Origin of the sequence: Frankia tisae (assembly GCF_025403405.1) — a bacterium.
In the GTDB taxonomy this organism is placed as follows: Bacteria; Actinomycetota; Actinomycetes; order Frankiales; family Frankiaceae; genus Frankia; species Frankia tisai.
This window is the reverse complement of the sequence record NZ_JANEZT010000305.1, coordinates 1-8,299: the sequence shown is the minus strand read 5'-3', so window position 1 is coordinate 8,299 and position 8,299 is coordinate 1. Positions and strand designations below refer to the sequence as shown.

Here is an 8,299-nt window from a genome sequence, read left to right as displayed (position 1 = left end):
GGCCGGCACGCCCTGGACACCACCCGCCGCAGCCCCGCCCTGACGTCCCCGCAGCACCCGGCCACCGCGACCGTAGCCGGCGCGGCCTAACCGCATGCCTTGATCACAAACCACGTGAATGTTTACGTCTGGTCGTCGAACCCGCAGGAACGACTGAACAAGGAAATCCGTCGACGCACTGACGTTGTGGGTATCTTCCCTGACCGTGGGGCCATCATACGACTCGTCGGCGCCGTCCTGGCCGAGCAACACGACGAGTGGATCGAAACCCACCGCTATTTCGGCCTGGAAATCCTCGCGAAAGTCGACGCGGGGAACACGCCGGCCGACACACCCGAGATCAGCGTGACACCCGAAGCACTCACCGCCTAAACTAAACCTAGGATCACGCGGAGTTACCCTCCGTACACCACGCCGCTGGACGTGACCCGGCCGACTGCGGGCGGGTAGCGTGCCGACGCAGCGTCTCCTCCAGCGACACGTCAAGGTAGAACACGAAACTGCGCCCCCGATGGGCCCGAAGCAGACCGCTGATCATGGCAGCGTGGCGAGACGCGGCGAGGATGCCCTCCAGCACGACGTGATAGCCATGATCAAGACAGAATCGGACCGTCTGATCGATCAGCGCAGGAGTAACACCGCCTGGCTGGTCCCATTCCCGCAGGAGGATAGGGCGCAGATAGTCCTGCTCCACCAGCGCGACACCACGCCCGGACCGCGCCCGCACCGCCCTCGCGACCGAGCTCTTCCCCGCTCCCGAGTTACCCCTGATCACCACCAGCGCTGTCGCAGTCGACCCGACCATCGAACCATCCGGCATAGACGCCGATGCTGCCAGCACGAACCGCGACAGCGTGCGAACCACCGAACCAAATCGCGTTTCTCCGCACGGCGAGCCCCGCGGTCCAACACGTGCCAGCCGGAGTCAGCGTGCATGTGCTCCCTGTCCGGCAAACATCGTCGCGCTGCTGGCCCCGGCGGACCGTCGTGGTGGCTACCGGAGGGACGCCACTGCCTCGGCGTTCGGCGACGACGAAGCTCAGCTGTGCTTCCACCAAGCCAACGCTCTCACCATCTGCGAGACAGCCAGGGGCACGGCGGGTTACCGGGGCCTTCTTCACCAATGGTGGTTTCGGCTCGACACGCTGGCCGGGCCGGCGAGATGGGCACCGTGAGTGATGGCATCGGGCGATAGGAGCCTGCGCGGCAATCGGTCTTGAGCTGCCGGTCATCACCGCGGTGAGGCAGGCCCACCGTTCTCCAGGATCGCGAGCAGGGCGGTCAGCCGGGTGGCGCGGGTCGCCGGGTTCGAGGCCGTCAGCAGGCGGTGCAGGACGGAGTAGCGATCGGCACCGTTCAGCGCGGCGAACGCCGAGCCGGCCGTCGGGGACGCCGCCAGCGCGGCCACCAGGTCGTCGGGGACCTGGGCCTTCGCCGCCCCCGGGTAGGCCCGGTCCCAGCGACCGTCCAACTTCGCGCGCTCGATCTCGGCCTGCCCCCGGGGCCGCATCCGGCCCTCCTCGATCAGTCGCGCCACCAGGACGGTGTTGCGCTCCGACCACAGTGAGGCCTTACGGCGCGGGGTGAAACGCTGCTGGAAGGTGGCGGCGTCCAGGCTCTTCTTCTGCCCGTCGATCCAGCCGCTGCACAGCGCCTCCTCAAGCGCGAAGTCGTAGCGCAACGACGTCGGCGACGTGGTGCCCTTCTTCGCCAGGACCAGCCAGACGCCGTCGGAGACGTCCTCGTTCACGTCGAGCCAGGCCCGCCACGCGACGCCGTCGGCGACGATCAGCAGCTCCGGCACGGCGGCGGTCCGCACCCTGGTCCCGGCCGCCTCGCCACCCACACCCATGGTGACGAGCGTACAAAGCCCGGACGTCGCCGAACCGGGCGTCGTTTCCGGGCAGGGGTGGCCGCGGGCGGCGAGCTGCTCGCGGACGACGACCCGGGCGCAGGAGACCGCTGAATAACAGGTACACCGGCCTGGCGTCTGCTCGAAGCAGGCAACCGTGACCTCGAAGGACTGCCGACGGGTGCTCACCGTCAACGACGCTGGCTCTCCCCGGACGTAGCCCATGACCAGCGTCCGTTTCGGTTATGGGGCCCCGCCGGTTGTCCAGGGGGCGAGGGTGATGTCCTTGCCGAGCAGGCGGGCGATCGTCGCGCGGTGGACCTCGTCGGGGCCGTCGTAGATGCGGGCGTAGCGGGCCCGCCGGTACATCGCTTCCAGCGGTGTGTCGGGGGTGAGGCCGAGCGCGCCGTGAACCTGGACGGCCCGGTCGACGACGTCGTGCAGCAGGGCGGCACCGCGGGTCTTGACCATCCCGATCTCGAGGCGGGCGGGTGAACCACGGTCGACGGCCTCCGCGGCGGTGATCAGCGCGGCGCGGTGGTAGAAGATGTCCGTCGCGGATTCGGCGATGTAACGCTGGATCTCGCCTTTGTCGATGAGGCGGGAACCGTGGGCGAAGCGTTCGTTGGCCCGGGCCACCATCAGTTCGAAGGCTCGCTGCATCTGTCCGAGCCACCGCATCGCGTGGAAGATACGGCCGGGGCCGAGCCGCTTCTGGGCGATGACGAAGCCGTTGCCGCGCGCGCCCAGCAGGTTGGTCGCCGGTACCCGGACGTCGGCCAGGCGGATCTCGCAGTGGTCGCCTGTGACGCTGTGGCGGGTGCCGAGTGTCGGCACGCTGCGCACGACGGTGTAACCGGGGGAGTCGGTCGGCACAATGATTGCTGACACCCGGCGGTGCCGGTCGGCGTCGGGGTCGGTGACGGCGAAGACGGTGGTGAAGGAGGCGATGTTGGCCCCGGTCGTGAACCACTTGTGCGCGTTGACGACCCACTCGTCACCGTCGAGTACCGCGGTGGAGCGGATCAACGTGGGGTCGGAGCCGGCGACCTCCGGCTCGGTCAGGCCCACCGAGGAGCGGATCTCACCGGCGACGAGCGGTCCCAGCCAGCGGTCGCGCTGCTCGGGGCTGGCGTGCTCCCGCAGCATCAGCGAATCCTGCATGGACCACGTCCCGACGGCGTTCTGCCCGTAGTGCGAACGTCCGATGGCCTCGTTGAGCAGCACGGTCTCCATGAAGGACCGACCGCCCCCGCCGAGGTCCGCCGGATGCCCGAGGGCCCAGATCCCGCTGGTCTTCGCCGCGGCCCGCAGCCGCGCCAGCCGGGCGACAGCCTCGTCCCCGCCTTCGTCCAGCTCGGGTTCGGCGGGGATCACCTCCTCGTCGATGAACCGCCGGACCTGGGTCTGTAGATCGTCGAAGTCCTTGCTCACCGTCGTCTCCTCGACTCGGCCGGCCCCACGCATGGATGTGACGTCAATGGTCGTGACTGGTGGTCCGCAGCAGGTCGGCGGCCTCCGTCAGGTGGAACCGTACGAACTGGGCGTACTCCCGCAGGTCCTCGGTGGCGTCCATGTCACCGGCGATTCGACGCAGGTAGATCGCGTCCTTGATGATCGCCGCGCGCCAGTGCTCGAAGGCCAGGTACACCACGAGCTGGCTGAGATCGCGGCCGGTGGCTGCCGCGTAGAGCCCCGCCAGCTCCCGGCCAGGAAGGAAGCCCGGGCGTTCGGAGACGCGCTGGGCCGGATGGGTGATCCGGCCGCGGCTGCTCTCCCAGTAGATGAGGAGGTGGGCGAGGTCGGTGAGCGGGTCACCGATCGTGGCCATCTCCCAGTCGAGAATCGCCTGGAGGCGGACCTGCCCGTCGGACAGGTCGACGACGAGGTTGCCCAGCCGATAGTCGCCGTGCACGAGCGAGGAGTACCGCGGGGCGGGGATCCGTTCGAGCAGGAGCGCGCCGAGCCGCTCGACCTCGGGCAGCTCGCTGTGCGCGACGGCGTTCCACTGCCGCAGCCAGCTGGTGATCCGCCGCCGTAGGAAATCGCCGGGCCGCCCGAACCCGTCGAGGCGCAGATCGTCCTCGCCGAGCTCGTGCAGGCGGGCCAGCGTGCTGATCACCTGACGGGAGAGCTCGGTGGCCTGCGACGCGGAGACGCCCGCCGCGTCGCCGGGGCCGTGCACGATCGTCCCGGCCTGATAGTCCATCAGGTAGAACGGCGCACCGAGAACGTCCGGCTCCTCGTGGTAGGCATGCACGGCCGGGGTGGGCAGCCCGCGGCCGCGCAGGGCGTCGAGCACCGTGAACTCCCGGTGCATGTCGTGGGCTCGGGGGGCCGTCTGGCCGAGGGGCCGGCGCCGCAGCACGTACCGGCGGTCGTCCAGCCGCAGCAGGTACGTCAGGTTGGACGTGCCGCCGGCGAGCAGTTCGATCGACAGCGCCCGATACGGGGGCACGCACCGGGCGAGGAACGCCCCCAGGGCCGCCTGGTCGACCAGGCCCAGCGGATCCGTCCTTGCCATGGCTGCCCGTCCCTTCGCTGCCCGATCGGGCGCAGTGGTGCTCGCCGCGCCACGCCGCTTTCGGACCGGCGATGGCAGCCTGGGGGCTCAGCGAGCGAGCCCCCAGATACTCAGTAATTGACGATTTTGTAAACATTATTCTTGTGATGGGCCCCTTGCAAGGGCTTCGAGGGGGCTCGAGGCGAGAGATGCCCAAATCGTTGAGAAGATCGTCAACTTCGCGCTCAGAGGTCACCGAGTAGGCCACGCGCCAGGATCACCGCGACTGTGTCGTCCGCCGTGTTCTCCCCCGGCCAGCCGGGCAGGAACAGATGGGTGTTGTAGGGGAACTCGACGAGCAGCGCGCACACAACCGCCTCGGCGCAGCGCCGGTCGAGCAGATCATCCAACGGGGACCCGTCCATCATCCGATCGAAGGTCGAACGGGCAAGCGTCGCGACCGAGCGGCGGACGCCGTTGAGCTCCGGAGCTTCGCTTGCACCGATCGTCCACGACCGGAGGACGGCGGCGTGGCGGGGATAGCCCGCCAGATAGCGCTCCACCCAGGGCCGCACGGTCGCGAGGCAGCCCGGGCCCCTGCCGACAGCCGAAGCCGCCCCCAACCAGCCGGTGAGATGGACCGCAGCCTGGTCGGTGAGGGCGGCGACGATGTCACCGTGATCCCGCCAGTAGGTGTAGACGCTGGCGTAGCCGACGTCCGCCGCCGCGGCGATATCCTTGATGCTGGTTCCGTGCAGCCCCTGCCGGGCGGAGACGTCCGCCGCGGCCGTGATGATCCGCTGGACGGTGCCTACGCCCCGGCTGGTCAGCGGACGGCGCAGGCGCAGCGTCCACGGCGGCGCCGAACCCGGCTCCGAACCCAACCCCGGCGGCAGTGGCAGCGGCTCGGCGACGACCAGGCCCGGCGTTCGGCGGGTGCGCCGGGGTGCCTGCCTGATCTCGCCGAACCCCGTCACGCTGGCCGGAAACATCGCGAGCTGGAACACGCGGGCGAAGGTCTCCGCGAGGTCGGCCTCCGAGCACGTCCACGGAACGCGAGTGCGCAACTCGTGGACGCGCTGCGCGGTGGTCAGCAGCGCGGTCGCCAACGCGGGCGGGTCCAGATCCACCCCCGCCTCCTCGATCCGCGCCCCGACGACCTCGCACCAGCGGTCGATGAACCGCCGGGCAGGTTCGACCAGCGAAGCGTCGCCCGGGTCAGCCGCCCGCCACAGCGAGAACGTCGCATTGTGGCGGTGCACGAGGAGACCGAAGCCATGCAGCCACATGCGCAGCTCGTCGAACCCACCGTGCTCGGGGCCCAATCGACCGAGACGGCGACCGTGACGCAGCAGATCCGCACCGAGGTCGGCCATGAGCACCCGAAAGATCTCGGTCTTGTTCGCGAAGTACCGATAGACCGACGTACCGGTGCGCCCGGACGCTTCGCCGATCTCCTCCACCGTGACCCCGTGGTAGCCGCGCGTGCCGAACAGCACGCGCGCCGCCTCGATGATCTCGGCTTGGGCGCGGGTGCCGTGACGGCCCAGGGCGAGAGCCGCATCCTGCGGAACGCGGTGGACCGGGATCGGCCGTACCGGAGGCGACGACACCTTCAGATCCTACGAGCTGCCGAAACACGGCCGCGGCCGTCATCCCCGTTGCATCGTGGGCAGGTCATGCGTGACAGCGATCTGGCCCTCGACCAGGTCGACGGTGACGCTGGAGCCGTCGGTGACGTCGCCGGCGACCAGTGCCCGGCCGATCCGGGTCTCGACCTCGCGTTGGATGAACCGCCGCAGCGGCCTGGCGCCGAAGACCGGGTCGAACCCCTCGCGGGCGATGAACAAGCGGGCCGGCTCGGTGATCTCCAGGGTGATCCGGCGGTCCGCGAGCCGTCGGCGCAGGTCCTCCACCAACAGGTCGACGACCTGTTCGATCTCGGCCAGGGTGAGCGGCTTGAACAGGACGATCTCATCGAGCCGGTTGAGGAACTCGGGGCGGAATCGTTCCCGCAGGTCGGCCAGCACCCGGGCCCGTGCCTCGGGTTCGATCTCGCCGTCGGGCGTCACCGCGTCCATCAGCCACTGCGAGCCGATGTTCGACGTCATGATGATCACCGTGTTGGTGAAGCTGACGGTTCGGCCCCGCGCGTCGGTCAACCGGCCGTCGTCGAGGACCTGCAGGAGCGTGTTGAAGACATCGGGATGCGCCTTCTCGATCTCGTCGAAGAGGACCACGGAGTACGGCTTGCGGCGCACCGCCTCGGTGAGCTGCCCGCCCTCCTCGTAGCCGACGTAGCCGGGAGGAGAGCCGATCAGCCGGCTGACGGTGTGGCGCTCCTGGTACTCGCTCATGTCGATGCGGATCATCGCCTCCTCGGAGTCGAACAGCGCCTCGGAGAGCGTGCGCGCGAGCTCGGTCTTCCCGACGCCGGTCGGTCCCAGGAAGATGAACGACCCGACCGGGCGCCGGGGGTCCTTGATCCCGGAGCGCGCGCGGATGACGGCGTCCGCCACCAGGCTGACGGCCTCATCCTGGCCGACCACCCGCTGATGCAGGATGTCGTCGAGGCGCAGCAGCTTCTCGCGCTCGCCCTCGACGAGCCGGGTGACGGGGATGCCGGTCCAGCGGGAGACGATGTCGGCGATCTCCTCCTCAGTCACCAGTTCGCGCAGCAGCGGTTGCCCGTGCTGGCGGCCGGCCAGACGTTCCTCCTCGGCGGCCAGCCGGCGTTCCAGTTCCGGGAGCTGGCCGTGGCGCAGCTCGGCGGCCGTGTTGAGGTCGTAGGCACGCTCGGCTTCGTCCGCGTGCCGGCGGACGCGCTCGATCTCCTCGCGCAGCTCCTGGACCTTGCGGATTGCCTGCCGTTCTGACTCCCACTGTGCGCGCATCGCATCCGCCTCCGCCCGCAGGTCGGCGAGCTCCTTGCGGAGCTGGTCGAGCCGGGCGACGCTGGCCGGGTCGCTCTCCTTCGCCAGCGCGGCCTCCTCGATCTCCAGTCGGGTGACCCTGCGGGTGATCTCATCGAGCGCGGTGGGCATCGAGTCGATGTCGGTGCGGAGCATGGCGCATGCCTCGTCGACGAGGTCGATCGCCTTGTCGGGCAGGAACCGGTCGGAGATGTAGCGGTGCGACAGCACCGCCGCCGCGACCAGCGCACCGTCCTGGATCCGCACGTCGTGGAAGATCTCAAACCGCTCGCGCAGTCCGCGCAGGATCAGATGGCGGTGCCACCGGAGGACGGTGCCGGGGGTGATCAGCCGGTGGGCTCGCAGCGTCGTGGGCAGGAATCGGATGAGTGCGGCGAGAACCGCCCGGTCTGCCCAGTCCGACCGGGGCTTGGGCTGGGTGCGACGCAACACCGCGACCTCGTGCCGTAACACCAGCAACTCGATGTCCTTGGACGCCGACGAACGGCCGAGGAGGACTAGCCAGCCACAGACCCGAACGAAGATCAGATAGAGCAGGCGCGTGGACATAGCTGACCATCATGCCGACAGCCGCACCGCCGCATCAGCCCAGGTCACAGGCCCAGTCACACTTCTGGCGCCCCACAGGAGTCGGACACTCCTCTCATTGGCTCGAGGGTGGTGTGGTGAGGTTGGTGGGTCCGTCGGCCGCGGCGTTGGTGTAGCGGCGGGCCAGGTGCGCGAAGGCGTCTTTGAGTTCGGTCGGGCCGACGACCTCGATGTCGGCGTCGAACCTGCCGATGGCGGCGGCCAGGCCGGGCCATGACCACGAGCCCAGGACGAGCCGGCAGCGGTCCGGGCCGAGGGCCTCGACGAGTCCGTCGCGGGTGTAGCGGGACACGACCTCGGCTGGGAGGTCGAGGATCACCTCACCGCGGCAGGGCCAGTCGCCGGAGCCGTCGGAGCCCTGGAACCTGCTGGCTACGAAGGCGGCCACCTCTCCTCCGGGCAGTTCACGCGGGGTGAAGGGGG

6 protein-coding genes and 2 pseudogenes are annotated in these 8,299 nt (G+C 69.5%); 1 reads left to right on the top strand and 7 read right to left on the bottom strand.

The features are described from left to right. Positions 1-126: 126 nt before the first annotated feature. Positions 127-372, top strand: a pseudogene (locus NBZ85_RS23525) (transposase); the annotation flags it as partial. Positions 373-385: 13 nt separating this feature from the next. Here NBZ85_RS23525 and NBZ85_RS23520 read toward each other — a convergent pair. From NBZ85_RS23520 to NBZ85_RS23490, 7 genes and pseudogenes are all read right to left on the bottom strand, one after another. Next, the gene (locus NBZ85_RS23520; RefSeq protein WP_261559133.1) at positions 386-805 is read right to left on the bottom strand and encodes an AAA family ATPase; all 420 of its coding nucleotides are present in this window, start codon (positions 803-805) and stop codon (positions 386-388) included. Positions 806-1,231: 426 nt separating this feature from the next. Further along, positions 1,232-2,041, bottom strand: a complete 810-nt coding sequence (locus tag NBZ85_RS32825) for a YdeI/OmpD-associated family protein (protein WP_261562605.1) — start codon at positions 2,039-2,041, stop codon at positions 1,232-1,234. 54 nt (positions 2,042-2,095) lie between these two features. Then, on the bottom strand, positions 2,096-3,286 hold the full coding sequence (locus tag NBZ85_RS23510; RefSeq protein ID WP_261562604.1) for an acyl-CoA dehydrogenase family protein: 1,191 nt from the start codon (positions 3,284-3,286) through the stop codon (positions 2,096-2,098). Between the two features lie 43 nt (positions 3,287-3,329). After that, complete coding sequence (locus NBZ85_RS23505; protein ID WP_261559137.1) at positions 3,330-4,376, bottom strand: phosphotransferase family protein; 1,047 nt, start codon at positions 4,374-4,376, stop codon at positions 3,330-3,332. Between the two features lie 224 nt (positions 4,377-4,600). Then, complete coding sequence (locus NBZ85_RS23500) at positions 4,601-5,968, bottom strand: TetR/AcrR family transcriptional regulator (RefSeq protein WP_261562603.1); 1,368 nt, start codon at positions 5,966-5,968, stop codon at positions 4,601-4,603. A 39-nt stretch (positions 5,969-6,007) separates the two neighbouring features. Then, positions 6,008-7,576: pseudogene (locus tag NBZ85_RS23495) on the bottom strand (AAA family ATPase); the annotation flags it as partial. Between the two features lie 355 nt (positions 7,577-7,931). Further along, on the bottom strand, positions 7,932-8,299 hold a 368-nt coding region (locus NBZ85_RS23490; RefSeq protein ID WP_261562602.1), incomplete at its 5' end, for a WCX domain-containing protein.

Bases quoted from the DNA above. Each gene is read 5' to 3' on its own strand.
- NBZ85_RS23520 (WP_261559133.1), bottom strand. From the start codon at position 805: ATGGTCGGGTCGACTGCGACAGCGCTGGTGGTGATCAGGGGTAACTCG.
- NBZ85_RS23505 (WP_261559137.1), bottom strand. From the start codon at position 4,376: ATGGCAAGGACGGATCCGCTGGGCCTGGTCGACCAGGCGGCCCTGGGG.